Here is a 304-nt window from a genome sequence, read left to right as displayed (position 1 = left end):
CGCTCGAATGTGCGAACCGCGCGATGGAGGAGATCGCTGCGGCGTATCGGATCGAGCGGGCAGGGCCAGGTTCGAATATCCTCTCCCGGTCGCGAAAGGCACCGGACGAGGCGCAATGCCTGTGGCTGGCCTTCCTCTGGTCGCGTTTTTCACGGCACGAGCGAACCTCGCTGAGCACGGCGTGGGAAGCGTGGCGCGCCATCGAACGGGCGCGGCCCGTCGGGTTCTGATCACTGGAAGGGGAGCGGGTTGGCGGGGCCAACCTGAAGAGGGAAAATACAATGCTGAAACTGACGTTCATCGA

The 304-nt window shown here is 63.8% G+C and carries 1 protein-coding gene; it reads left to right on the top strand.

Annotation, left to right across the window (positions count from 1 at the left end; all coding sequences use genetic code 11):
• On the top strand, positions 1-230 hold a 230-nt coding region (locus tag A3736_RS17620), incomplete at its 5' end, for a hypothetical protein (protein ID WP_197465575.1).
• Positions 231-304 lie beyond the last annotated feature (74 nt).

Source organism: Erythrobacter sp. HI0063 (assembly GCF_001635685.1).
Classification (GTDB): domain Bacteria; phylum Pseudomonadota; class Alphaproteobacteria; order Sphingomonadales; family Sphingomonadaceae; genus Qipengyuania.
This window is presented reverse-complemented; position numbering and strand designations above follow the sequence as displayed.